This window comes from Microbacterium bandirmense, assembly GCF_037204185.1.
Lineage (GTDB): Bacteria > Actinomycetota > Actinomycetes > Actinomycetales > Microbacteriaceae > Microbacterium > Microbacterium bandirmense.
Window position 1 is genome coordinate 1 of record NZ_JBBDGM010000019.1, and the last position, 25300, is coordinate 25300.

Annotated in this window: 26 protein-coding genes; 20 read left to right on the forward strand and 6 right to left on the reverse strand. The window is 69.4% G+C overall.

Annotated elements, in window-relative coordinates; genetic code table 11:
• Positions 1-101: 101 nt before the first annotated feature.
• Positions 102-701, reverse strand: a complete 600-nt coding sequence (locus WDU99_RS16040) for a TetR/AcrR family transcriptional regulator (protein WP_337333473.1) — start codon at positions 699-701, stop codon at positions 102-104.
• A 14-nt stretch (positions 702-715) separates the two neighbouring features.
• A complete protein-coding gene (locus WDU99_RS16045) occupies positions 716-1639 on the reverse strand; it encodes an SDR family NAD(P)-dependent oxidoreductase (protein WP_337333474.1) in 924 nt (307 codons plus the stop codon).
• Between the two features lie 84 nt (positions 1640-1723).
• On the opposite strand from WDU99_RS16045, the gene WDU99_RS16050 reads away from it, so the two are divergent.
• Positions 1724-2134 (forward strand): acyl-CoA thioesterase, encoded by a 411-nt coding sequence (locus WDU99_RS16050; protein WP_337333475.1) that lies wholly within the window; start codon positions 1724-1726, stop codon positions 2132-2134.
• Positions 2131-3183 carry an MBL fold metallo-hydrolase gene (locus WDU99_RS16055; protein ID WP_337333476.1) on the forward strand — a complete coding sequence of 351 codons (1053 nt, stop codon included), beginning with the start codon at positions 2131-2133 and terminating at the stop codon, positions 3181-3183. Before WDU99_RS16050 ends, WDU99_RS16055 begins: the two co-directional genes overlap by 4 nt.
• Before the next feature lie 4 nt (positions 3184-3187).
• On the opposite strand, the gene WDU99_RS16060 is transcribed toward WDU99_RS16055, so the two are convergent.
• On the reverse strand, positions 3188-4234 hold the full coding sequence (locus tag WDU99_RS16060; protein ID WP_337333477.1) for a phosphotransferase family protein: 1047 nt from the start codon (positions 4232-4234) through the stop codon (positions 3188-3190).
• Positions 4231-4842, reverse strand: a complete 612-nt coding sequence (locus WDU99_RS16065; RefSeq protein ID WP_337333478.1) for a TetR/AcrR family transcriptional regulator — start codon at positions 4840-4842, stop codon at positions 4231-4233. Before WDU99_RS16065 ends, WDU99_RS16060 begins: the two co-directional genes overlap by 4 nt.
• A gap of 140 nt (positions 4843-4982) precedes the next feature.
• Between WDU99_RS16065 and WDU99_RS16070 the strand changes: the two genes are divergently transcribed.
• The 9 genes from WDU99_RS16070 to WDU99_RS16110 are packed head-to-tail and all read left to right on the forward strand — an operon-like array spanning position 4983 to position 12429.
• Positions 4983-5822: a CoA transferase subunit A gene (locus WDU99_RS16070; protein ID WP_337333479.1), complete on the forward strand. Its 840-nt coding sequence runs from the start codon at positions 4983-4985 to the stop codon at positions 5820-5822.
• Entirely contained in the window at positions 5819-6577 is a 759-nt protein-coding gene (locus tag WDU99_RS16075) for a CoA-transferase subunit beta (protein WP_337333480.1), read from the forward strand. The genes WDU99_RS16070 and WDU99_RS16075 overlap by 4 nt, the downstream gene beginning before the upstream one ends.
• Positions 6574-7659, forward strand: coding sequence for an NAD(P)H-dependent flavin oxidoreductase (locus WDU99_RS16080; protein ID WP_337333481.1), 1086 nt, complete (start codon positions 6574-6576; stop codon positions 7657-7659). The genes WDU99_RS16075 and WDU99_RS16080 overlap by 4 nt, the downstream gene beginning before the upstream one ends.
• Before the next feature lie 37 nt (positions 7660-7696).
• Positions 7697-8575 carry an SDR family oxidoreductase gene (locus WDU99_RS16085; RefSeq protein ID WP_337333482.1) on the forward strand — a complete coding sequence of 293 codons (879 nt, stop codon included), beginning with the start codon at positions 7697-7699 and terminating at the stop codon, positions 8573-8575.
• The gene (locus WDU99_RS16090; RefSeq protein WP_337333483.1) at positions 8568-9353 is read left to right on the forward strand and encodes an SDR family oxidoreductase; all 786 of its coding nucleotides are present in this window, start codon (positions 8568-8570) and stop codon (positions 9351-9353) included. The genes WDU99_RS16085 and WDU99_RS16090 overlap by 8 nt, the downstream gene beginning before the upstream one ends.
• A 14-nt stretch (positions 9354-9367) precedes the next feature.
• Positions 9368-9817: an FAS1-like dehydratase domain-containing protein gene (locus tag WDU99_RS16095; RefSeq protein ID WP_337333484.1), complete on the forward strand. Its 450-nt coding sequence runs from the start codon at positions 9368-9370 to the stop codon at positions 9815-9817.
• The gene (locus tag WDU99_RS16100) at positions 9814-10218 is read left to right on the forward strand and encodes a MaoC/PaaZ C-terminal domain-containing protein (RefSeq protein ID WP_337333485.1); all 405 of its coding nucleotides are present in this window, start codon (positions 9814-9816) and stop codon (positions 10216-10218) included. Before WDU99_RS16095 ends, WDU99_RS16100 begins: the two co-directional genes overlap by 4 nt.
• Position 10219: 1 nt before the next feature.
• Positions 10220-11230, forward strand: coding sequence for an NADPH:quinone oxidoreductase family protein (locus WDU99_RS16105; RefSeq protein WP_337333486.1), 1011 nt, complete (start codon positions 10220-10222; stop codon positions 11228-11230).
• A complete protein-coding gene (locus WDU99_RS16110) occupies positions 11230-12429 on the forward strand; it encodes an acyl-CoA dehydrogenase family protein (RefSeq protein WP_337333487.1) in 1200 nt (399 codons plus the stop codon). Before WDU99_RS16105 ends, WDU99_RS16110 begins: the two co-directional genes overlap by 1 nt.
• A gap of 49 nt (positions 12430-12478) precedes the next feature.
• On the opposite strand, the gene coaE is transcribed toward WDU99_RS16110, so the two are convergent.
• Positions 12479-13087 (reverse strand): dephospho-CoA kinase, encoded by a 609-nt coding sequence (gene coaE, locus WDU99_RS16115; RefSeq protein ID WP_337333488.1) that lies wholly within the window; start codon positions 13085-13087, stop codon positions 12479-12481.
• 165 nt (positions 13088-13252) lie between these two features.
• Between coaE and WDU99_RS16120 the strand changes: the two genes are divergently transcribed.
• Positions 13253-14794, forward strand: coding sequence for a Re/Si-specific NAD(P)(+) transhydrogenase subunit alpha (locus WDU99_RS16120; RefSeq protein ID WP_337333489.1), 1542 nt, complete (start codon positions 13253-13255; stop codon positions 14792-14794).
• On the forward strand, positions 14791-16191 hold the full coding sequence (gene pntB / locus WDU99_RS16125; protein WP_337333490.1) for a Re/Si-specific NAD(P)(+) transhydrogenase subunit beta: 1401 nt from the start codon (positions 14791-14793) through the stop codon (positions 16189-16191). Before WDU99_RS16120 ends, pntB begins: the two co-directional genes overlap by 4 nt.
• 73 nt (positions 16192-16264) lie before the next feature.
• On the opposite strand, the gene WDU99_RS16130 is transcribed toward pntB, so the two are convergent.
• Entirely contained in the window at positions 16265-16771 is a 507-nt protein-coding gene (locus WDU99_RS16130; RefSeq protein WP_337333491.1) for a GNAT family N-acetyltransferase, read from the reverse strand.
• Between the two features lie 119 nt (positions 16772-16890).
• On the opposite strand from WDU99_RS16130, the gene WDU99_RS16135 reads away from it, so the two are divergent.
• From WDU99_RS16135 to rocD, 7 genes are all read left to right on the forward strand, one after another.
• On the forward strand, positions 16891-17451 hold the full coding sequence (locus WDU99_RS16135) for an acyl-CoA thioesterase (protein WP_337333492.1): 561 nt from the start codon (positions 16891-16893) through the stop codon (positions 17449-17451).
• A gap of 53 nt (positions 17452-17504) precedes the next feature.
• Positions 17505-21191, forward strand: a complete 3687-nt coding sequence (locus WDU99_RS16140; RefSeq protein WP_337333493.1) for a proline dehydrogenase family protein — start codon at positions 17505-17507, stop codon at positions 21189-21191.
• Positions 21192-21369: 178 nt separating this feature from the next.
• Positions 21370-21804, forward strand: a complete 435-nt coding sequence (locus WDU99_RS16145) for a hypothetical protein (protein WP_337333494.1) — start codon at positions 21370-21372, stop codon at positions 21802-21804.
• Positions 21804-22019 (forward strand): helix-turn-helix transcriptional regulator, encoded by a 216-nt coding sequence (locus WDU99_RS16150; protein WP_337333495.1) that lies wholly within the window; start codon positions 21804-21806, stop codon positions 22017-22019. Before WDU99_RS16145 ends, WDU99_RS16150 begins: the two co-directional genes overlap by 1 nt.
• 1 nt (position 22020) lies before the next feature.
• A complete protein-coding gene (locus WDU99_RS16155; RefSeq protein ID WP_337333496.1) occupies positions 22021-23016 on the forward strand; it encodes an NAD(P)-dependent alcohol dehydrogenase in 996 nt (331 codons plus the stop codon).
• Positions 23017-23201: 185 nt separating this feature from the next.
• Positions 23202-24119 carry a dimethylargininase gene (gene ddaH / locus WDU99_RS16160; protein WP_337333497.1) on the forward strand — a complete coding sequence of 306 codons (918 nt, stop codon included), beginning with the start codon at positions 23202-23204 and terminating at the stop codon, positions 24117-24119.
• Positions 24119-25300 carry an ornithine--oxo-acid transaminase gene (gene rocD / locus WDU99_RS16165; RefSeq protein ID WP_420064022.1) on the forward strand — a complete coding sequence of 394 codons (1182 nt, stop codon included), beginning with the start codon at positions 24119-24121 and terminating at the stop codon, positions 25298-25300. The genes ddaH and rocD overlap by 1 nt, the downstream gene beginning before the upstream one ends.

Genomic DNA, 25300 nt, shown 5'->3' on the forward strand with positions numbered 1-25300 from the left:
GTTTGGGGGGGGGGGGGGGGGGCCCCCCCCCCCCCGCCCCCCCCCCCGGGGGGGGGCGCCGCCCCCCCCCCCCCCCCCCCCCCCTCTCTGCGTCTGCGTCGTCAGTCCGCGTCGAGCCCGCTGTGGACAAGCGCGAGGAACTGCGTGGACATGCTCTCGACCGTGTGGCGGCCACCGGGACGGTACCATCGCACCGTCGACCAGACAGCGTCGCGGATGAAGCGATAGGTCACCGCCGGATCACCCTCGGGACGGAAGACTCCGGCCGACTGACCTGCACGCAGCTGCCCGATCCAGATCGTCTCGATGCGTTCGCTCTCGGCCACCAGGAACTCGAAGCCCGGCTGGGTCGCGAGGAACGCCGCCTCGTTCTGGTAGAGCCCGACGGCTGACGGCTCGCGTCCGATCGTCTCGAAAGCGCATTCGATGAGTGCGTCGATGCCCGCGCGCGGGTCGGTCGCATTGGCGGCGATCTCGTCGTACCGAGTGAGCAGGCGGTCCATGAAGCCGTGCAGGATCTCCTGGATCATCGCCTCCTTCGAGGCGAAATGGTGGTAGAGGCTGCCGGAGAGGATCCCCGCCTCTTCGGCGATGTCGCGCACGGTGGTCGCGGAGTAGCCCCGCTGTGCGATGAGCCTTGCCGCGATCCCGAGGATCTCCTCGCGTCTTTCGGAGCTCTGCTCCTGTTTTGTCTTCGTCACCGTGGACATCCCGGTCAACCACTCCACTCTGCGCCCAAGCGTTTGCTTGAGTCTGCGGTTCTCAGGTGTAGCACATCCGTGGCGTCTGCACCACCTCGGCGCGTCGCTCCCGGGAGCGACGAGCCGATTTCATCCCTGAGAGGGCCAGCCATCGCGGCGGCGATGGCGGTGGCATCCCAGTCCGGAGCGCTGACCTCCTGCGCGATGCGCGGCGGACGGAACACGGCGAGGTGCTCGCCGTCGAAGCGCAGCACGTGGCCCTGCAGTGCTCGGGAGTCGTCGGCCAGCAGATAGACCACTGCGGGTGCCACGCGTTCGGCGGGGCCGCCCTTGTCCTCGCCGGCTGCGCCCATCTGCTCGGACATCCCGGTGCGCGCGCGTGGTGCGAGTCCGTTGATGCGTACCCCCGTGTCAGCCAGTTCGAGTGCGAGTCCGTAGACCAGGCCGAGCGCTGCCGCCTTGGTGGTGCCGTAGAGCGCGAGCCCATCGGCGCCGAGCATCGAGCCCGACACGATGACGACGATACTGCCGCCGTCGTCCATCGCGCGCGCCGCAGCGGTCACCGTGGAGATCGTCCCCTCGACATTCACGCCGATCGTCCGGTGCACGGTCTCCGGTGACTGATCGAGCAGCGGGCCGGGGCTGAGGATGCCGGCATTCGCGACCAGTCCGTCGAGTCGGCCGAAGTGGGTACGCGCGGCACTCACGATGAGCTCGCCGGCTCCGGGTCTGGAGATGTCGACCTCGACTGCCGCGGCTCCGCGGCCTCGCGCGATGATCTGGTCGGCGACGGACTGTGCAGACGGCAGGTCGACGTCGGCCACGATGACGCTCGCGCCGGCGGCAGCGGCGGCGTGGGCATACGCGCGCCCCAAGCCGTTGCCGGCTCCGGTGATCGCGACCACGCGGTCGGAGAGGGGCCCTGTGCTCGGTTCCATCGGCACGCTCCTTGTGTCGTCAGCCCGCTGTACACTCTTTACCATACAAGCGTTTGCTTGGCAGTCAACGTCGACAGGAGCACGATGCTGCACTCCGATACTCGCCGTCTGAGCTACAACGACACGGACCCGGCCGGCATCCTCTACTACGCCAGCTGGTTCCCCAAGATGGAGGCGCTGCTGAGCGACTTCATGTATCGCAACGGCTACCGGCAGGATCAGTCGCTGGATGCTCGCGGATGGACGACCGTGACGCGCGCGACGGAGTGCGAATACCTCGCCGCGGCGCGTCTGTTCGACGAGATCCGCCTCGAACTCGCGATCGGCGCCATCGGCGCCACGTCGTTCCAGTTCGCCTATCGCATGGTGCGGACCGACGACGACGTGCTCGTGTCGCGGGCGAAGACCACGATCGTCATCGTCGACAGCGAGCAGCGAGCGATCCGCATCCCCGCCGACTTCCGCCGCCAGCTCGAAGACTGGGCTGCGGCATGACGGGCGGTGGACGCCTCACCCCGTTGAGCGAGGCGCAGCTCGCCGCGTGGGATGCCCGAATCCAGCCCGCGCCCGAGCAGATTGCGCCCGATGTCTGGGCGCTGCCCGTCCCGATCCCGGCCGGCACCATCCCGCACACGCTCTGCTACGCGCTGATCGGAGGCGACGGCGTGCATCTCATCGACCCGGGGTGGGACGCCGCAGAGAGCAGGGCGGCGCTCGAATCGGGGCTCGAAGCCATCGGCCGCACCACTGCTGACGTCCGAAGCGTCATCGCGACGCACTTCCACCCGGACCACCTCGGCGCCGCGCAGGCGCTGCGCGAAGAGGTCGGTGCCCAGGTCGTCTTCTCCGATGTCGAGGACTCGGTGCTGCAGCAGGAGACGGCACCCGCGGCATCCGACCTGGCCTCGTATCGGGAGCAGCTGCGGACCTGGGGCGTTCCGAAAGCGCGATGGGATGAGCTGCTCGGTTCGTTCGATCGGGCGGCTCACACCTCCACGGGCACGCCCGACGTGGCGGTCGTCGACGGAAGCGTGCTCGTGCTCGGGGGCCACCGGCTGCAGGTCATCGCCACACCTGGCCACACCGACGGACACATCTGCCTCGTCGACGACGAGCGTCGGCTCGTGTACACGGGCGACCACGTGCTGCCGCGGATCTACCCGGGAATCGGCATCGGCGCACTTCCCGGCTCAGACCCCCTCGCCGACTACTTCGACTCGCTGGACCGCCTCTCGCCCTATGACGAGTACGCGGTGCTGCCGGGCCACGAATACGCCTTCCATGGCCTCGGTGCGAGGTGCGCGCAGCTCGTGAAGCACCACCTGCGGCGCACGACCGAGCTCGTCGGACTGCTCGGCGAGAACCCTGACCGCACCATCTGGGAGTACGCCCGCCGGCTGACCTGGACCGCCGGATGGGAGGGGATGACCGGATTCTGGCTGCACTCCGCACTGCGACAGACCGCACTGCACCTCGACTACGCGACGAGCCCGCGTTCGCGTGATCGGCTCGCCGCCCACCGCGCAGAGCCCGCGCGGCACTGACGGCTCAGAGCTCTCGCGCGAACCGCCACGCCTGCGCGGCGATCCGCTCCGCCTGCGCGGCGAACGACTCGGGCGTGCGATCGCTCGCGCCCATCGCCCCCCGTGCCATGCGCGTGTAGACGTTCTCCACGATGCACGCGACCTTCCACCAGTTGTAGGCGATCGCGAACTGCAGGTTCGACACGTCGGCATCCGGCGAGGCCTGCACGTACATCTCGACCAACTCGTCGCGGGTGGGGAAGCCCGGCGCCAGTGTGGGCGGGTTCTCGAGGGCGCGGACGTCGTCGCCGGGCTCCGTCCAGTACGTGAGCAGCTGGCCGAGGTCGGCCAGCGGGTCGCCGACGGTGGTCAGCTCCCAGTCGAGCACAGCGCGGATGCTGTCATCCGGACCGTACACGCAGTTGTCGATCCGGTAGTCGCCGTGGACGACTCCCGGTGCGCCCTGCCGTGGCATCCGCTCGCGCAGGCGGTCGCCCGCGCGCCCGATGTCGTCGAGAACCCGCACCCGGTCGGCGGCCCAGTTCGTCGACCAGCGGTTGAGCTGTCGGGAGAAGTAGTCATCGCGCTCGGCGAGTGCGGCCCAGCCGACGTCGCGAGGGTCGACCGAGTGCAGCTCGGCGAGCGTGGTCATCAGCGACCGCGCGAATGCCGGACGTTCGGCGACGGGAACAGATGCCTCGACGGCTGCGGGGTCACGCAGGATGATCCCGTCGACGAACTCCATGACGTAGAAGGGCGCGCCCGTGATGCGCGCGTCGTCGGTGCGGCCGAGTACCGCAGGCACGCGGACGCCCGTCGGGGCGAGGCGCGTCAGCACGTCGGCCTCCCGCAGCACGTCGTGCGAGCGGGACGTGCCCATGCCCAGCGGCGCACGACGCAGGACCCAGGTCGTGCCGCGCTCGTCGCGGCAGCGGTAGGTGAGGTTGGAGCGGCCACCCGCGATGCGCTCGAAGGCGACGGGACCGCTGACTCCGGGGATGTTGTCGGCGAACCAAGCCGAGACGGCGTGCTCGCGCATGCCGGGGTCGGCGGCGTTCTCGATCTCGGTCATCGGGTGTGCCTCTCGTCGGGGGTGGCGGGCCGTGCTGTGATGCCGTCGAGGAAGATCGAGACGATCGCTTCGGCGATGTCGTCGCCGCCGTCGTCCTGTGTGTGCATCACCGAGTGCGGAGTCAGCCAGACGGCGTCGCGGATCAGCACGTAAAGCAGCGGCACGGGGAGGTCGTCGCGGAACGCTCCGGTCGAGGCGCCGTTCGCGAGCACGCTCTCCCAGGTCTCGCGGATCGTGCGCGCGTCGGCGCGGATCGACTCGTGCGAGGGAAGCTGGCGCAGATACCCGGTCTCGCGCTGGTAGATCGCCGATGCGTGGGCGTGGGTCCGGCTCACCCGGATGGAGGCCCCGACGAGCAGCGAGAGCGCGGTGCGCGCGTCGTGGCGCTCGGCGAGTATCTCGCGGTAGCGCGTGATCAGCTCGTCGAGATAGCTCGTCACGATCGCGTCGGCGATCGCATCCTTCGACGGGAAGTAGTGGTACAGGCTGCCCGACAGCAGGCCTGCACGGCCGGCGATGTCGCGCACCGTCGTGCCCGCGATGCCCTTCTCCGCGAACAGGGCCGAGGCGTGCTCGAGGATGAGCTCGTTGCGATCATGCCGTTCCATTCGCACTGCCGTTCCGGGGTTTCGGGGCCATCCTGCGGCCGTGTCCTGATCCCGACTATACAACCAATCAAGCGTTTGCTACGCTCGCAATTAAACAAGCACTTGCTAGGCCTCTGGGCGAATGGATCGGTGAGGATCACGTGTCAGACAAGACAATGACGGAAGCAGAGGTGGTCAGCCGGCTGCGGTCGGGCATGACCATCGGAATCGGCGGGTGGGGTTCACGGCGCAAGCCGATGTCCCTCGTCAAGGAGATCGTGAAGTCGGACCTCCGCGATCTGACGATCGTGTCGTACGGCGGACCCGACGTGGGCCTGCTGTGCGCGGCGGGCAAGGTGAAGAAGGTCGTGTTCGGCTTCGTGTCGCTCGACTCGATCCCGCTCGACCCGCACTTCCGTGCTGCGCGCCAGAACGGCGAGATCGAGGTCGAGGAGTACGACGAGGGGATGCTGCAGTGGGGGCTTCAGGCCGCCGGCATCCGCCTGCCCTACCTGCCGACGCGAGCCGGTCTCGGCTCCGATGTGATGACGGTCAACCCGCACCTCAAGACGATCGTCGACCCGTACCAGGGTGAGACGCTGGTCGCGATGCCGGCGATCCCGCTCGATGCCGCGCTGGTGCACATGAACCGTGCCGACATCCACGGCAACGCGCAGTACCTGGGACCGGACCTCTACTTCGACGACCTCTTCTGCCTGGCAGCCGAGAACGCATACGTGTCGGCCGAGCGCATCGTGCCGACCTCCGAGCTCGCCGCGAACGCCCACCCCGCGACCATCCGCATCCCGCGGCTGCTCGTGTCGGGCGTCGTCGAGGCGCCGGGCGGCGCGCACTTCACGTCGTGCGTGCCCGACTACGACCGCGACGAGCAGTTCCAGCGCGAGTACGTCGCGGCAGCCAAGGATCCGCAGCAGTGGCAGGAGTTCCTGAACCGTTACCTGTCGGAGCCCGCCCCCACCGCGAACGGAGTCCAGTCATGACCGACATCACCCGTGCCGAGGTCTGCGCAGTCGCCTGCGCCGACGCCTACCGCGACAACGGCGAGGTCATCGCGAGCGCCTTCGGGATCGTCCCCGCGATCGGCGTGCGCCTCGCCCGCCACACGTTCTCGCCCGACCTGGTGATCTCCGACGGAGAGGCGACCGCCGTGCGCGGCACCTGGGCCGTCGGCGGACCCGCCGAGGGCGACGTCGAGGCGTGGCTGCCGTTCAACCAGATCTTCACGCTGGTGTGGAACGGCAAGCGCCACATCACGATGATCCCGACGCAGCTCGACCCGTTCGGCAACGCGAACATCTCGGCGATCGGCGACCACGCCAAGCCCAAGGTGCAGCTGCTGGGCGTGCGCGGCGCGCCGGGCAACTCGGTGTACCACCCGACGAGCTACTGGGTGCCCTCGCACAGCACCAGGGTGTTCGTGCCGAAGGTCGACATGGTCTCGGGCGTCGGCAATGACAACGCCCGCGCGGCCGGCCCGTCGGTCACGAAGCACCACGACCTGCGCTACGTCGTCACCGACCTCGCCGTGCTCGACTACGAGCCCGAGAGCGGCCGTCTGCGTCTGAAGTCGGTTCACCCTGGCGTCTCGGTCGATGACGTCGTCGCCGCCACCGGCTTCGAGCTCATCGTCCCCGACGAGGTGCCCGAGACCCGCACGCCGACCGCCGAGGAGCTCGAGCTCATCCGCACCGTCATCGACCCGCGCAACCTGCGCGACCACGAGGTGAAGGCATGACAGGATCCCCGGTGCTCCGCACCCGGGCCACCGAGCTCTTCGGTGTGGAGCACCCCATCGTGCAGACGGGCATGGGCTACGTGTCCGATGCCCGTCTCACGGCGGCGACGGCTCGCGCCGGCGGCCTCGGCATCATCGCCGGAGGGATGCTGTCGTACGAGGAGCTCGCTGCGGCGATCGACTACGTGCAGGACCACACCGACAAGAACTTCGGCGTGAACATCCGGGCCAATCAGGAGGACGTCGACAAGCGCGTCGACCTGCTGATCAGCGCCGGGGTCAAGGTCGCGTCGTTCGCCCTCGCTCCCAAGCGCGAGCTGATCGACAAGCTCAAGGATGCGGGTCTGGTGGTGATGCCGTCGATCGGCGCGCGTCGCCACGCGGAGAAGGTCGCGGCCTGGGGCGTGGACGCGGTCATCGTGCAGGGCGGTGAGGGCGGCGGGCACACCGGCGCCGTGCCGACCAGTCTGCTGCTGCCGCAGGTCGTCGACGCCGTCGACATCCCGGTGATCGCGGCGGGCGGCTACTTCGACGGACGGGGTCTCGTCTCAGCGCTGGCCTACGGCGCCGAGGGCATCGCGATGGGAACGCGGTTCATGATGACGACGGACTCGCCCGTCGCGCAGGCCGTGAAGGACGTGTATCTGTCGAAGACGGTCAACGACACGGTCGTGACGCTCGAGATCGACGGTGTGCCGCAGCGCGTGCTGCGCGCGGGCACGATCGACAAGCTCGAGAACACGCACGGACTCCAGCGCATGGTGCGCGCCGCGCGCAACGCCATCGCATTCCAGCGCATCTCGCGGACCCCGTGGAGCCACATGATCCGCGAGGGGCTCGCGATGCGCAAGGACGAGGGGCTCAAGTGGAGCCAGGTGATCATGGCGGCCAACGCGCCCATGCTCTACCGCTCGGCTCTGCTCGAGGGCAACGCCGACCTCGGCGTGATGGCCACCGGTCAGGTGGTCGGACTGATCGATGACGTTCCCAGCGTCGCTGAGCTGATCGACCGCATCGTCGCGGAGGCCGAGACGGTCCTCGCGCGACTCAACGCCCCGATGGGCACGAGAACACAGGCATAGCCGGAAGCTCCGGCGGAAACTCGACGAGGAGACCAAGATGACGAATCAACTGGACGGCCGCGTGGTCGTCGTGACGGGTGCAGGACGAGGGATCGGCCGCGAGCACGCGCTGCTGGCCGCGGCCGAAGGCGCGAAGGTCGTGGTGAACGACACGGGCGCCGCGGCCGACGGCAGCGGGCGCGATGACTCCATCGCCGCAGCCGTTGCGGCGGAGATCGTCGCCGCCGGCGGCACGGCGATCGCGAGCACCGACGATGTGACGACGATCGAGGGCGCCGAGCGACTGCTCGCCGCAGCCCTCGACGCCTACGGCGAGGTGCACGGTCTGGTGAACAACGCCGGGATCCTTCGCGACCGCATGTTCGTGAACATGAGCGAGGCCGAGTGGGATGACGTGATCACGGGTCAGCTGCGTGGGACCTTCGCCCCCTGCCGGGTCTTCGGGGCGCACTGGCGCGACCGCTCCAAGGCAGGCGAGGATGTCAAGGCCTCGATCGTGAACGTGTCGAGCACCTCCGGGCTCAACGGAGCCGTCGGCCAGAGCAACTACGGCGCCGCGAAGGCGGGGATCGCCTCGCTCACGCAGATCATCGCGCAGGAGCTGTCTCGGTACGGCGTGCGGGCCAACGCGATCACCCCGGTGGCGCGTACCCGCATGACCGAGAACGTCCCCGGCATCAAGGAGATGGTCGCCGTTCCCGAGGACCCCGAGGCGTTCGACGTGTACCACCCGGGCAACGTCTCGCCCGTCGTGGCATACCTGCTCACCGAGGCCTGCCCGGCGACCGGCAAGGTCTTCTACGCGAAGGGCGGCGAGATCCGTCAGTTCCAGCCGTGGAGCTACGGGAAGATCATCGACAAGGGCGCCCGCTGGACGGTCGAGGAGCTGCAGCAGGAGATGGCCGACCTTGTCTGAGCAGATCGCCCCCGTTCCCGGGCCTGGAAACGCCCTCACGCACGATCGCGCCGTCGTGATCACGGCGGCCGCCGGCACGGGCATCGGCTTCGCCGCTGCTCAGCGGTTCGCGATCAACGGCGCGAAGCTCACCATCAGCGACCGTCATGAGCGGCGCCTCGAAGAGGCAGCCGACCGTCTCGAGGCCGAGTTCGGCGTTCGTCCGCACACCGTCGCCTGCGACGTGACGGATCAGGCGCAGATCGACCACCTCATGGACAGCGCCGCCGAGCGGCACGGTCGCATCGACGTGCTGGTCAACAACGCGGGCCTCGGCGGCACGGCGAGCGTCATGGAGATGACCGATGACCAGTGGTCGTCGGTGCTCGATGTCACGCTGACGAGCACCTTCCGCGCAACGCGTTCGGTGCTCCGCCACATGATCCCGCAGGGCTCGGGGGCGATCGTCAACAACGCCTCGGTCGTCGGATGGCGCGCGCAGGCGGGGCAGGCGCACTACGCGGCCGCCAAGGCCGGTGTCATGGCGCTCACCCGTGCCTCCGCGATGGATGTCGCGCCGCACGGCATCCGCATCAATGCGGTCTCGCCGAGCATCGCGATGCACGCCCACCTCGCCAAGGTGACGAGCGATGACCTGCTCGCGCAGCTCAGCGCGCAGGAGGCATTCGGGCGCGCAGCCGAGCCGTGGGAGATCGCGAACGTCATGGTGTTCCTCGCCAGCGACTACGCCTCGTACATGACGGGCGAGGTCGTCTCGGTCAGCAGTCAGCACGCCTGAGATCGGAGCAGGAGATGGCCAATCTGAACGCAGTGGGCACGGTGGGCGAGACCTTCGTGCTCGACGTGGAGCGCGGCAAGGTCCGCGAGTTCGCACGCGCGACCCGGTCGGAGAACCCGGACTACCTCGAGCGAGAGGTGCCCGTCTCCCCGCCGACGTTCCTCACGGTGACGAACTTCTGGCAGCCGCCGGCGGGCAATCCGTGGCCGGCGGCGGAGCTCGACGGCAAGCGCGTGCTCCACGCCGAGCAGCAGTACGAGTTCTTCGGGCCGCCGCCTGCGGCCGGAACGCGCCTGAGCTGCACGTCGCGCATCGAGGACATGTACGTGAAGGAGGGGCGCCGAGGGGGTGCGCTCACCTTCGTCGTGATGGTGACGGACTTCGTCGACGAGAGCGGCGTGCTCGTCGCGCGCTCCACGATGACCGGAGTCGAGACGGCGCGAGCCGCGAAGGAGGACGCATGAGCGAGCGCACCGCACCGGCACCCTGGACGCTGCCGCCGCAGACGCGGACGGACTTCGTCCGCTACCAGGGCGCGTCGGGCGACATGAACCCGATCCACCACGATCAGACCTACGCCGAGGCCGCCGGATACCCGTCGCCCTTCTCGGTCGGGATGCTGCAGGCCGGCCTGCTCGGCACGTACGCGACCGACTGGCTGGGGGCCGACAACATCCGCTCGTTCCGCACCCGCTTCAAGGAGCAGGTCTGGCCGGACGATGTGCTCACCTGCACCGGTCGTGTCATCGAGGAGTACGAGAAGGACGGCCTGTCCATGATCGATGTCGAGATCGACTGCACCAGGCAGACCGGCGGCGTCGCCGCGACCGCGTGGGCGACCTTCGTCGTCCCAGAGGAGGTCTGAGATGCGGGCACACGTCGTACACGAGCTCGGTGGTCCCGAGATGCTCCGCTGGGACGAGGTCGATGACCTCATCCCAGGCCCCGGCCAGGTGCTGATCGAGACCCGGGCCGCGGGAGTGAACTTCCCCGACGGCCTCATCGTCGCGGGCACCTATCAGACCAAGCCCGCACTGCCCTTCACCCCCGGCTCCGAGATCGCGGGCGTCGTGGCGGCCGTCGGCGACGGTGTCGCCGACCTCGCGGTCGGGGACCGCGTGCTCGCGTTCACGGGCATGGGGGGCTACGCCGAACAGGTCGTGGTCGCCGCTGACATGGTCTTCGTCATCCCCGATGTGATGACCTTCACGGACGCGGCCGGCTTCCCCGTGACCTACGGCACATCGTTCCACGCCCTCGCGGATCGCGCCGAGCTGCAGTCGGGGGAGACGCTGCTCGTGCTGGGGGCGTCGGGAGGCGTGGGGCTTACTGCCGTCGAGATCGGCAAGGCGCTCGGCGCCCGCGTCATCGCGGCGGCCTCGAGCCCCGAGAAGCGTCAGCTCTGCCTCGACCGCGGCGCCGACGAGGTGATCGACTACTCGGAGGGCGACCTGCAGCAGACGCTGAAGGAGATCGCCCCTGGGGGCGTCGACGTCGTCTACGATCCCGTCGGCGGTGAGCACGCCCAGTCCGCGATCCGCGCGCTCGCGTGGGGCGGTCGCTACCTCACGATCGGCTACGCCTCGGGTGACATCCCGAAGGTGGGTATGAACCGACTCCTCGTCTGCGCCGGTTCGCTCATCGGCGTGCTCTGGGGAGCGTGGGCGCGCCGCAACCCGGCTCGCAACGCGCAGAACATGCAGCGGCTGTTCGGCTGGTACGCCGACGGACTGCTGCGCCCGCACGTCAACGAGACCCACCCCCTGTCCGAGGCGCCCACGGCGCTGGAGGTCGTCATGGGTCGTCGTGCGCTCGGCAAGGTCATCCTGACCGCCGATGCGCTGGACGACGCACGAATCGAGAGGAACGAGAACTGATGCAGCTGTCACCGAGCCCCCAGGCGCAAGAGGTCATCGAGCGTCTCAAGCGCTTCATGGACGAGCACGTCTACCCGGCTGAGCCCGTGTACCAGGCCCAGCTCGCGGCGAACGGCCCGCACAGCCACGTGGTGCCGCAGATCATCGAGGACCTCAAGGTCGAGGCGCGCGCCCAGGGGCTGTGGAACCTCTTCCTGCCCGACTGGTCGGGCCTGACGCACCTCGACTACGCCCACATCGCCGAGATCACCGGTCGCTCGCCGTACATCGCGCCGGAGGCACTGAACTGCTCGGCGCCGTCGACCGGGAACATGGAGATCCTGCACATGTTCGGCACGCCCGAGCAGCAGGAGCGCTGGCTCGAGCCGATGAAGGACGGGCGCATGCGCTCGGGCTTCTCGATGACGGAGCCGCAGGTCGCCTCCTCCGACGCGCGCAACATCTCGACCTCCATCGTCCGCGACGGAGACGAGTACGTCATCAACGGGCGCAAGTGGTGGACCACCGGTGCCGCCGACCCGCGCTGCGAGATCCTCATCCTGATGGGCAAGACCGACCCGGAGGCCGCTCCGCATGAGCAGCAGTCGATGATCCTCGTCCCGATCGACACCCCGGGTGTCGAGGTCATCCGCTCGCTGCCCATCTTCGGCTATCACGACCAGCAGGGGCACGCCGAGATCCTGTTCACCGACGTGCGTGTGCCGGTCGGCAACATGCTCGCGGGTGAGGGCAAGGGCTTCGCGATCGCTCAGGCGCGTCTGGGCCCCGGCCGCATCCACCACGCGATGCGCTGCATCGGCATGGCGGAGCGTGGGCTCGAGCTGATGGTGCGTCGCGTCGCCGAGCGGGAGGTCTTCGGCGGCAGGCTCTCGGATCAGGGCGTCGTGCAGAACTGGATCGCCGAGTCCCGTCTCGAGATCGAGCAGGCGCGCCTGCTCGTGCTCAAAGCGGCGTGGATGATCGACGAGGTCGGCGCGAAGGGCGCGGCGATCGAGATCGCCGCGGTCAAGATCGTGGGACCGCGCGCCGCGCGCTCGGTGCTCAACCGCGCCATCCAGGCGTTCGGCGGCATGGGGGTCACCGACGACACCCCCATCGCACGCATGTGGGCCAGCGCTCGCATCCTCGGCATCGCCGACGGTCCCGACGAGGTGCACCTGCGCTCCGTCGCGCGTCAGGAGATGCGCAAGTACCGCTGAATCCGATCGCGGCGGCGCTCCGCCGCCGCGAATCGGCCCGACTGACGGCTCACCCGCTCACCCGCCGCCACAGGTCTTCGACCTGGCGGTCGGTCTCAACGAGTGAGCCGTCAGTGCGTATGACGACGTCGGCGATCGCGACCCGCCGCTCCTCGTCGCCCTGGGCAGACACCCGTGCAGCGGCCTCCTCCGCGGAGTGCCCGCGGTGCTCCTGCAGTCGGCGTCGCCGTTCTTCCGGATCCGCCTCGACCGTGACGATCAGGTCGTAGGTCCAGGGCAGCGGTGGGGAGTCCGCCGTGAGCAGCGGTATCTCGTGCACCACGACGGCATCGTCACCGCGCAGCGCGTCGATCGCCTCCGCGGTCGCGGTCATGATCGCCGGGTGGATGATGGTGTTGTAGCGCCTGCGGAGTGCATCGTCCCCGAAGACCAGCGCCGCCACACGCGCTCGATCGAGCGTGCCGTCCGTGCGCAGTGCGGTGGGCCCCAGCAGTCCTGCGATCTCCGTGAGCACCCGTCGGCCCAGAGGGGAGGCTGGATCGACGACCTCGCGAGCGGTCTGATCTGCATCGATGATGCGTGCCCCGCGGTCGCGGAGTCCCCGGGAGACGGTGCTCTTGCCGGCGCCGATGCCGCCGGTCACTGCGATGAGCTTCACACCATCACCCTAACGCCCGCTCGGTTTACTGCATCGGTAAGAATCTGAACATTTCAGGCGTCACATCCCAAGAACCGCCCCGTTTCTTCACCACCGCTCAGTAGTCTGAGCGAAACTGTCAGAACAGAATTGAAGCCGACACAGCAGTCGGACAGGAGGATCGCAGTGACGCAGATCGGAATCGTGCGGGAAGGGCCGGAGGAGGCGCGGGTCGCCGCGACGCCGGCCACCGTGCAGTCCCTGAGGAAGCTCGGCTACGAGGTGGCCGTGGAGACCGGGGCGGGTGAGCGCTCGTCGTACCCCGACGACGAGTACCGGCAGGCCGGGGCGGAGATCGTCGGGCAGGCCGAGGCGTGGTCGCGCCCGGTGGTGCTCAAGATCAACCCGCCGTCGGATGCTGAGATCGCCGCCCTCGCAGACAACGCGACCCTCATCGCGCTGCTCTCGCCGGCGCTGAAGCCCGAGCTGGTCGAGAAGCTCGCGCAGCGCGGCATCACCGCCCTTGCGCTCGACGCCGTGCCGCGCATCTCGCGGGCGCAGTCGATGGACGTGCTCAGCTCGATGGCGAACATCTCGGGTTACCGGGCCGTCGTCGAGGCAGCACACGAGTTCGGCCGCTTCTTCACCGGACAGGTGACGGCAGCGGGCAAGGTCCCGCCGGCCAAGGTGCTCGTCGCCGGTGCCGGCGTCGCGGGCCTCGCGGCCATCGGCGCAGCATCCAGCCTCGGCGCCATCGTGCGCGCCACCGACCCGCGACCCGAGGTCGCCGACCAGGTCTCGTCGATCGGCGGCACCTACATCCCGGTCGACGTCGAGGTGGAGAAGTCCACCGACGGCTACGCCAAGGCCACCAGCGCGGACTACGACCGCCGCGCCGCCGAGATCTACACCGAGCAGGCCGCCGACGTCGACATCATCGTCACGACTGCACAGATCCCGGGGCGCGCAGCGCCCCGCCTGATCACAGCATCCGACGTCGCACTGATGAAGCCCGGCAGCGTCATCGTCGACATGGCCGCCGCGCAGGGCGGCAACGTCGAGGGCTCGGTCGCGGGGGAGCGCGTCGTCACCGACAACGGCGTGATCATCCTCGGCTACACCGACCTCGCGTCGCGCCTGTCGACCCAGGCATCCCAGCTGTACGGCACCAACGTCGCCAACCTCGTCGAGCTGCTCACGCCGAACAAGGACGGCGCGCTGACGATCGACTTTGACGACGTCGTGCAGCGCTCCGTCACCGTCGTGCGCGACGGCGAGGTCACCTGGCCGCCGCCGCCCGTGCAGGTCGCCGCAGCGCCCTCGCCGGCCGCTCCGGCGGCGGAGCCCGCCGTGGCCGCTGAGAAGAAGACGATGAGCGCGGGCAAGAAGGTCGGCCTGATCGTCGCCGGCATCGCCGCGCTGTTCCTGGTGAACCTCTTCGCCCCCGCCCCGCTGCCGCAGCACTTCACCGTGCTGATGCTGTCGGTCGTGATCGGTTTCTACGTGATCGGCAAGGTGCACCACGCGCTGCACACCCCGCTGATGTCGGTCACCAACGCCATCTCCGGTGTGATCATCGTCGGCGCCATGCTGCAGATCACCGACGGCAACCCGGTCGTGCAGGTCATCGCCGCTGTCGCGGTGCTGCTCGCCAGCATCAACATCTTCGGCGGTTTCGCCGTCACCCGCCGAATGCTCAGCATGTTCACGAAGGGCGGCCAGAAGTGACCGTCGACGCACTCGCCGGGGCGGCCTACATCGTCGCCGCCCTGCTGTTCATCCTGAGCCTGGCCGGGCTCAGCCGCCACGAATCCGCTCGTGCGGGCGTGGTCTACGGCATCGTGGGCATGGCCATCGCGCTGCTCGCGACCCTCGCCCTCACGATCGCCGACGCCTGGGGCGGCTCCGGCGCGATGCTCGGGCTCACTCTGCTCGGCGTCGGCGTGCTCGTGGGTGCCGCAATCGGCCTCTGGCGAGCCAAGGTCGTGAAGATGACCGAGATGCCCGAGCTGATCGCATTGCTGCACAGCTTCGTCGGTCTCGCGGCTGTGATGGTCGGCTGGAACGGCTATCTCGCCCACGCGCCGATCGCGCCGGAGCTGGTCGGCATCCACAACGCCGAGGTCTTCATCGGCATCTTCATCGGCGGTGTCACGTTCACCGGCTCGATCGTCGCCTACCTGAAGCTGTCGGCGAAGATGTCGTCGCGTCCGCTGATGCTGCCGGGCAAGAACGTGCTCAACGTCGGCGCACTGGTCGCCTTCGTCGCGCTGACGGCGTGGTTCGTCGTCGACCAGCAGCTCTGGCTGCTGATCGCCGTGACGCTGCTGTCGTTCGCGCTCGGCTGGCACCTGGTCGCCTCGATCGGCGGCGGCGATATGCCGGTGGTCGTGTCGATGCTGAACAGTTACTCGGGATGGGCGGCCGCCGCGGCCGGCTTCCTGCTGAACAACGACCTGCTGATCGTCACCGGCGCCCTGGTGGGATCGTCGGGTGCCTACCTGTCGTACATCATGTGCAAGGCGATGAACCGGTCGTTCATCTCGGTCATCGCCGGAGGCTTCGGCATCGTGGCATCCACATCCTCCGACGAGGACTACGGCGAGCACCGCGAGACGAACGCCGAGGGCGCGGCCGCGCTGCTCACCGCGGCGAAGTCGGTCGTGATCACGCCCGGCTACGGCATGGCCGTCGCCCAGGCGCAGTACCCGGTCGCCGACCTCGTCGCGCGGCTGCGCGAGCGCGGCGTGGAGGTGCGCTTCGGCATCCACCCGGTCGCCGGTCGCCTGCCCGGGCACATGAACGTGCTGCTGGCCGAGGCCAAGGTGCCGTACGACATCGTGCTGGGCATGGATGAGATCAACGACGACCTGGCGTCGACGAGCGTCGTGCTGGTCATCGGCGCGAACGACACGGTCAACCCCGCCGCCGCCGAGGACCCGGGCAGCCCCATCGCCGGGATGCCCGTGCTGCGGGTCTGGGAGGCCGAGAACGTCATCGTGTTCAAGCGCTCGATGGCCGCCGGCTACGCCGGCGTGCAGAACCCGCTGTTCTTCCGTGAGAACACGCAGATGCTCTTCGGTGACGCCAAGGAGCGCGTGGAGGACATCATCCGGGCTCTCTGAGTCGGCATCCCGCCCTTCACATGAGAACGGCCCTCCTGCGCGATGCGCGGGAGGGCCGTTCTGCGGTAGAGGATCAGCGGACGAAGCGCACCTCGGTGAGGGTCTCGCCGAGGAAGGGCTCGGTGTGCGTGGCGCCGTCGAGGGTGAAGCCGTTGCGCACGTAGAAGCGGTGCGCACGGGGGTTGTCGTCGGCGACCCACAGGTACAGCGGCTCGTCCTTCTCGACGGCGGCGTCGAACAGGGCCTGGCCGAGCCCGGTGCCGTGGTGCGCCTCGAGCAGGTAGATGAAGTACAGTTCCCGCATCGCGGGGGCGTCCTTGTCACGGGCGGGGCCCGATCCGACGAAGCCGACGATCTCGCCGTCGACGAGCGCTGCGCTCATCTTGAAGTCGTCGCCCTGGCGGGCCCAGTTGGTCCACAGCTCGGCCATGCGGCGCGGTGAGATCCGCTCCAGCGCAGCCTTGCTGATCAGGTGGTCGTATGTCTCGTGCCACGTCTGGGCGTGCACGCGACCGAGGGCTTCCGCATCCACATCGCGGACCGGACGGACGATGATCTCGGGCTGGGCTTCGGCGCTCATGCCGTGACTCTACGCGCGAGCGCGCAAGAGATGAAATCGATGGGTAACACCCCGGGGTGTCTGTAGCAACCGACCAATGAAGTTGGGGCAGCCGTCGTGGATCACTACCATCGCCCCTTGTGAATGTGATCTGGCGCACCCTGCTCGCGATCGCCCGGGCGCGACGGCGTGTCCGCCGTGGCGGCCGGCTGGGGCCGACGGACATCGGCACGATCCGCCTGACGACGCTGCCGACCGACCTCGACATCCTGCGGCACATGAACAACGGCCGCTACCTGTCGCTGTTCGACCTCGGCCGCTGGGACCTGCTGATCCGCACCGGGCTGTTCGACACGATGAAGGAGCGCGGCTGGTATGCGGTCGTCTCCAGTGAGACGGTCACCTTCCGCAAGTCGCTCGAACTGTGGCAGCGCTTCGACGTCGAGTCGCGCCTGATCGGACACGACGACAAGGCGGTGTTCCTCGAGCACCGCGCCGTCGTCGACGGCGAGGTGTACGCACGCGTCATCGTCAGAGCTCGGATGCTGCGCCGCAGCGGCGGCACGGTCAGCCACGATGAGCTGTTCGCCGCCGTGGGACGCCCCGAGGGCATCCCCGACATCGAGGACTGGATCCACGACTGGGCCGCGGCGACGGCGCTGCCCCCGACCAAGGCGCCCGCGCCCAGCACCTGGCACTGACCGCACCCGTGGATCACCCGCCCAGAGCCGCACCCCGCGCCTAGTGTGGAGGCATGGCAGAGCAGTCGTCGTCTCCCAACGGAACAGGCCTGGCGGAAGCGGCCGTGGAACTCGCCGGCCGGTGGGTGCTCGAAGCCGCCCGCGAAGACGTCGATCCCGCGGCCGAGCGGCTCGCCGGAGTGCTGCAGGACCCGAAGGGGCTTCCGTTCACGCTCGGCTTCGTCGACGGGGTCATGCGTCCTGAGAGCGCGGTGGCGGCAGCATCCAATCTGCATCGCGTCGCCCCGCTGGCACCCGACTTCCTGCCCTGGTACCTGCGCGGCGTCGTGCGTCTCGGCGGCGGCGTCGCGCCGCTGCTGCCGGTGCCCACCGTGCCCATCGCGCGCCGCGTGCTGCGCGAGATGGTCGGGCATCTCATCGTCGACGCACGGCCCGACAAGCTGGGACCCGCGCTCGAGAAGATCCGCGCGGGCGACACCCGGGTCCGGCTGAACCTCAACCTGCTCGGCGAGGCGGTGCTCGGCGAGACCGAGGCGAAGCGCCGGCTCGACGGCATCCACGATCTGATCCGCCGCGACGACGTCGACTACGTCTCGGTCAAGGTGTCGGCCATCATGAGCCGCATCTCGATGTGGGCCTTCGACGACGTCGTCGACGAGGTGGTCGAGCGGCTGACGCCGCTGTACGTCACCGCGGCCGCGAACGGCACGTTCCTCAACCTCGACATGGAGGAGTACCGCGACCTCGACCTGACCATCGCGGTGTTCACCCGCCTTCTCGAGGATCCGCGGCTGAAGAACTCGCGTGCCGGCATCGTGCTGCAGACCTACCTGCCCGATGCGCTGCCGGCGCTGCGTGAGCTCACCGCCTGGGCGCGCGACCGCGTCGAGCACCGCGGCGCGCCGATCAAGGTGCGGCTGGTGAAGGGCGCGAACCTCGCCATGGAGAAGGTGGATGCCGTCATGCACGGCTGGCCGCAGGCGCCCTACACGACCAAGCTCGACACCGACGCGAACTATCTGCGCTGCCTCGACGAGGCGTTCACCCCTCGCAACGCCGCCGCCGTGCACATCGGCGTCGCCGGACACAACCTGTTCGACATCGCCTACGCCTGGCTGCTCGCGGGAGAGCGCGAGGTGCGCGATCAGGTCGAGTTCGAGATGCTGCTCGGCATGGCCCAGGGGCAGATGGCCGCCGTCGCCCGCGAGGTCGGCGAGGTGCTGCTCTACGTGCCCGTCGTCAACCCCGCCGAGTTCGACGTGGCCATCAGCTACCTGGTGCGCCGGCTCGACGAGAACGCCTCGCAGGCGAACTTCCTCTCGGCGGCGTTCCACCTGGCCGACGATCCTTCGCTGTTCGAGCGCGAGCGGCTGCGGTTCGTCGACTCCCTCGCCCGCACGGACGATCACAGTCTGCACACCGGACCGCGACGCACCCAGAACCGCGCCGCACCGGCGCACGAGTCGGTGCGTCCTGTGCCTCCGCGCATGAGCGACGACGAGGATCTCACCGGTGTCGTGCTCGGCATAGCCCGCGGCGCGAACGGCGACGACGATGATGACGCGCGCGACGACCCGTTCCTGCAGACCGCGGTCTACGCCCGGCAGGAGCTCGACACCGATGCGGCCGGCGCACCCGGCTTCGAGAACACGCCCGACAGCGACCCGGCTCTGCCCGCCAACCGCGAGTGGGCCCGTGGCATCCTCGGTCGCATCGCCGAGCCCGACGCGTGCACCCTCGGACTCGAGACGGTGCGCGCGGGCAGGATCGACGACGAGCGGATGCTGCAGCAGACGATCCTGCGCGTGCAGGCCGCCGGAGTCGGATGGGGTGCACGCCCGGCATCCGAGCGCGCCGAGATCCTGCAGCGCGCGGCGGTCGCCCTGCAGGCCCGCCGTGCCGACCTGATCGAGATCGCCGCGGTCGAGACCGGGAAGGTGTTCTCGGAGGCCGACATCGAGGTCAGCGAGGCGGTCGACTTCGCGAAGTACTACGCCAGCCGCGCGCACGAACTCGACGCCGTCAGCGGCGCGGTGTTCGAGCCCGCCCAGGTGACGGTGGTCACCCCGCCGTGGAACTTCCCCCTCGCCATCCCCGCCGGCGGCGTGCTGGCCGCGCTCGCCGCGGGGTCGGGCGTGGTGTTCAAACCCGCGCATCAGGCCCGCCGCTGCGCGGCCGTGATCGCCGAGGCGCTCTGGCAGGCGGGCGTGCCGCGCGACGTGCTGACCCTGGTCGATCTCGGCGAGCGCGAACTGGGGCAGCAGCTGATCTCGCACCCCGCGGTCGATCGGGTGATCCTCACGGGCGCGTGGGACACCGCGGCGCTGTTCCGCTCGTGGCGTCCCGATCTGCCCCTGCTGGCCGAGACCAGTGGCAAGAACGCGATCATCATCACCCCGACGGCCGACCTCGACCTCGCCGTCGCCGATCTGGCCAAGAGCGCCTTCGGTCATGCCGGGCAGAAGTGCTCGGCCGCATCGCTGGTGATCGTCGTGGGTGCCGTCGGACGCTCCAAGCGCTTCGCCAGGCAGCTCGTCGACGCGGTGCGCTCGATGCATGTCGCGTGGCCGGGTGATGCCAGGGCAGAGATCGGGCCGGTGATCGAGAAGCCGCACGGCAAGCTCGCCTGGGCGCTGAGCGAGCTGGAGCGCGATGAGAAGTGGCTGATCCGGCCGCGGTCGCTGGATGACAGCGGACGGCTGTGGAGTCCCGGCGTGCGCGTGGGGGTGCAGCCGGGGTCGCGCACGCACCTGGAGGAGTTCTTCGGGCCGATGATGGGCGTGATGCACGCGGCGACGCTGTCGGATGCCATCACGCTGCAGAACGCGGTCGCCTACGGGCTGACGGCGGGACTGCACACGCAGGACCCTGCCGACCTCGAACTCTGGCTCGATCAGGTGCAGGCGGGCAACCTGTACGTCAACCGCGGCATCACCGGAGCGATCGTGCAGCGGCAGCCGTTCGGCGGATGGAAGCGGTCATCGGTCGGCCCCGGCGCCAAGGCCGGCGGTCCGAACTACCTGATCGGGCTCGGGCGCTGGCGGTCGCAGCCGCGCGGGAAGGTCTCGAGCACGCTGCATCTGCGGGGGCTCGACACGCGCATCTCGACGCTGATCGAGGCCGCGCAGCCGTCGCTGGGCTTCGAGGACTTCGAGTGGCTGCGCCAGTCGGCGCTGTCGGATGCCGTCGCCTGGGACCGCGAGTTCGGCCAGGTGCGCGACGTGTCGCAGCTCGAGGTGGAGCGCAACCTGTTCCGCTACCGGCCCGTGCCCGTCATCGTGCGTGCGGCGGCCGACGCCGGGCTGCACGAGGTGCTTCGGGTGGTGTTCGCGGGCATCCGTTCGGGGGCGCGGTTCGTGCTCTCGGTGCCGACCGGGCTGCCGGCCGGCGTGCGCGGACAGCTCAGCGACCTCGACGTGCTCGTGGCCGTCGAGACCGACGCCGAGTGGATCGACCGGATGGCGCGACGCGGCGAATCGCGAGCGGAGGGCGAGGACGACGCCGCATCGACGCTGTCGGATGCTGCACGCGTGCGCCTGGTCGGGTCGCGGGAATCCGTCGCGGCGCTGCACGGCGACCTCGCGCGCGCGGTCGGCGGCGATCCCGACCTCGCGGTCTACGACAACGAGGTGACCTCGGCCGGTCGCCTGGAGCTGCTGCCGTTCGTGCACGAGCAGGCGATCTCGATCACCGCGCACCGCTTCGGCGATCCCGACGACTGGAGCGCGGGGGTCATCTGAGGGGCCCGGCCGGTGGCATCCGCTGTTGCGGTCGCAATGGATGCCGCTTTCGCGGCGGAATAGCGGCATCGATTGCGACCTGGGTCAGTCGATGGAGCGGGTTGGTAAAAAATACTTGACATCGGATGCTGGTGAGTCGTAGCCTCCATGTAAATAATCCTTTACATGGAGGTGTGCGATGGTCTATCACGAGCGAGCCGCATGGGCCGGACTCATCGCAGCGATCGGGACGATCACGGCGTACGCGCTGATCATGCTGGGCCGGATCGACGGACGCGACCTCGACACCGTCGACTGGTTCCCGCCGATGCTGTGGGCGATCGGCGGCGGCATCGTGCTCAGCATCCTCATCACGATCGGCTGGGGCATCATCGCCGGCATGCGGGATCGTGACTCGGCCACGACCACCGACATCCGCGACCGCGACATCAGTCGCATGGGCGGGCGGGTCGAGCAGGCCTTCCTGGTGATCGCCGGGCTGGGGGTCATCGCGCTGTGCGCGATCGACGCCCACGTGTTCTGGATCGCCAACACGATGTTCCTCGGGTTCGCCGTCGCGGCCGTCGTCGGCGGGATCGCGCGGGTCATCGCCTACCGCCGGGGTCTCGTGTGATGGTCAAGCCGACCCTCGTCACCAATTCGATCCGCGCCCACCGCGAGAGCGCCGGCCTCACCCAGGCCGAGCTCGCCCGCACCGTCGGCGTCACCCGCCAGACGCTGATCGCCATCGAACAGGGCAAGTACTCGCCGACGCTCGAGCTCGCCTTCCAGCTCGCCCGCGCCTTCGGCGTCGGGCTCGACGATCTCTTCGACTATCCGGAGGAATGACATGACTCTCACCGCCATGACGATGCCCGCCTGGGCGCAGAACGGCTACGGCGCGGCATCCTCGGTCCGGCTCACGGAACGCGGGGTGCCCGCAGCGGGCAAGGGTCAGGTGCTGCTGAAGGCCCGCGCCACCGCACTGAACGCCGGCGACGTGCGCATCATGCTCGGCGACCCGCTGCTGGTGCGACCGGCGTTCGGGTTCGCCGCACCGCGTCAGCCGGTGCGCGGCATGGATGTCGCCGGCACCGTGGTCGCCGTCGGCGCAGGCGTGACGAACGCGGTCATCGGCGACGAGGTCGTCGTGGAACTGCCCGGGGGCGGGGGACTGGCCCCGTATGCTGTCGCGCCCGTGGCTCGGCTGGTGCCCAGACCGCACGCTGTCACACCCGCGGTCGCCGCCACGCTGCCCATCGCCGGGGGTACAGCCTGGCAGGCGCTCGACCTGGCGCGCGTCGGCGAGGGGTCGCGCGTGCTCATCATCGGCGCCTCGGGCGGCGTGGGCACCTTCGCCGTCCAGCTCGCTGCGCTGCGCGGCGCGCGGGTACACGCGTCGTGCGGCACCCACGCCCGTGAGCTGGTCGAGTCGCTCGGCGCCGAGCGCGTGCTCGACCGCGACTTCGCACCGGCCGACCCGCCCGCCGACCGCTACGACGCGGTGATCCAGCTCGCCGGCGGGCAGCCGCTTCGCGCCCTGCAGCGACTGGTCCGCCCCGGTGGCAGGGTGGTGCTCGTGGGCGGTGACGGCGGGCGCGTGCTCGGTCCGATCCCTCGGATGCTGGGAGCCGCCGTGCTGTCCATTGGCTCGCGCCGCAGCATCCGTCCGCTCGCAGCCACAGCGAAACCGCAGATCCTCGCGCAGCTGCTCGAGCTCGTCGCCGCCGGGAGACTCGAACCGGTGATCGAGCGCGAGTACGCGTTCGCCGATGCCGGTGCGGCGCTCGCCCACCTTGAGTCCGGGCACACCGTCGGAAAGGTCGTCGTGCACGCGGCATCCTGAGGCACGCGGCACGGTGAGACATGCGGCTTCAGGAGGCACGCGGGCGGGCGCTGGCGGGCTTCAGGGTCGACGTGAAATAATGGCCACTGGCGTGCCCACGTGCATCTTCCCCGTCAGTGTTGCGGGTCGAACTTCCGCCGGGCCCCTGGACAGCGTCCGCCGCACCTTCTCCGAGGAGCACACCCATGTCCATGCCTGAGACGACCACGGCCATCGCCCCCACCCGCGTCGCGCACCACCGCCGCTACCTGATGTGCCGCCCCGAGCACTTCACGGTGACCTACAAGATCAACCCGTGGATGGATCCGGCGGGGCCCACCGACACCGCCAAGGCCGTCGCGCAGTGGCAGAAGCTGTACGACCTGTACCTCGAGCTCGGGCACGAGGTCGAGCTGATCGAGCCGCTCGCCGGCTACCCCGACATGGTCTACACGGCCAACGGCGGCTTCCTGATCGATGGGCGCGCCTACGTGCCGAAGTTCTACTTCGAGCAGCGTCAGGGCGAGGCGCCCGCCTTCGCCGACTGGTTCCGCGCGAACGGCTTCGACACCGTGGAGCCGTCGGAGGTCAACGAGGGCGAGGGTGACTTCCTGCTCGCCGGAGATGTGATCCTGGCCGGCACCGGATTCCGCTCGGCGGGCGACAGCCATCGCGAGGTGCACGAGGTCTTCGGCCGCGAGGTCGTGACGCTCACGCTCGTCGACCCGCGCTTCTACCACCTCGACACTGCGCTGACCGTGCTCGACCCGGTGCAGGGCGTGCAGAACGGCGGCCCCGAGCACGTGAACATCGCCTATCTCCCCGGAGCCTTCGACGCGGCCAGCCGCGCCATCCTCGAGGAGCGCTTCCCCGATGCGATCCTGGTCTCCGACGAGGACGGCGCCGTGTTCGGACTGAACTCCGCCAGCGACGGGTACAACGTCATCATCTCGCCGCGCGCGAAGGGGTTCGAGAAGCAGCTGCGTGAGCGCGGCTACAACCCGATCACCGTCGACCTGTCCGAACTGCTGCTCGGCGGCGGCGGCATCAAGTGCTGCACGCTCGAGCTGCGGACTCTGCTGAGCGAGCGCAGCGAGACGAAGTGCGGCGCTCAGGCGGAATGATGACCGCGGTGGAGGGGCACGTCGCCGAGAACTACGCGCCGCTGCCTGTCGTCGTCGCCGAGGGCGACGGGGTGTGGGTGACGGATGCTGACGGCAAGCGCTACCTCGACCTGCTGGCCGCCTACTCCGCCGTGAACTTCGGTCACCGGCATCCGAAGATCGTCGAGGCGCTCACCACGCAGCTCGGCCGGGTGACGCTCACCAGCCGGGCGTTCCGGAACGACCAGCTGGAGCCGTTCGCGGCCGCGCTCGCCGAGCTCTGCGGCAAAGACCTGGTGCTGCCGATGAACACCGGCGCCGAGGCCGTCGAGACCGGCATCAAGGTGGCGCGCGCGTGGGGATACCGCGTCAAGGGCATCCCCGAGGGGCGCGCACGCATCGTCGTCGCCGCCGGCAACTTCCACGGGCGCACCACGACGATCATCAGCTTCAGCGACGACGAGCAGGCGCGTGCGGACTTCGGTCCGTACACGCCGGGTTTCGACACGGTGCCGTACGGCGATGCGGATGCCATCGCCGGTGCGATCACCGACGACACCGCCGCCGTTCTGATCGAGCCCATCCAGGGCGAGGCCGGGGTGATCATCCCGCCGGAGGGATATCTGCGTCGTGTGCGCGAGATCTGCGATGAGCGGGGTGTGCTGTTCATCGCCGACGAGATCCAGTCCGGTCTCGGCCGCGTCGGCGAGACGTTCGCGTGCGATCGCGAGGGCGTCGTGCCCGATCTGTACCTGCTCGGCAAGGCGCTCGGCGGCGGCATCCTTCCCGTCTCGGCCGTCGTCGGCGACCGCGACGTGCTCGGGGTGATCCGCCCCGGCGAGCACGGCTCGACCTTCGGCGGCAACCCGCTCGCAGCAGCCGTCGGGTTGCGGGTGGTCGAGATGCTGCAGACCGGGGAGTTCCAGGAGCGCGCACGCCAGCTCGGCGTGCACCTGGCATCCCGCCTGGAGCCGCTGATCGGTCACGGCGTCACCGAGGTGCGCATCGCGGGTCTGTGGGCCGGCGTCGACATCGACCCCGCACTCGGAACCGGGCGTGCGGTCGCCGAGAAGCTCATGGACCGCGGTGTGCTCGTCAAAGACACCCACGGCCAGACGATCCGCATCGCGCCGCCGCTCGTGATCCGCGCCACTGAGCTCGACTGGGCCGTCGAGCAGCTGCGGCTGGTGCTGGGCGACTGA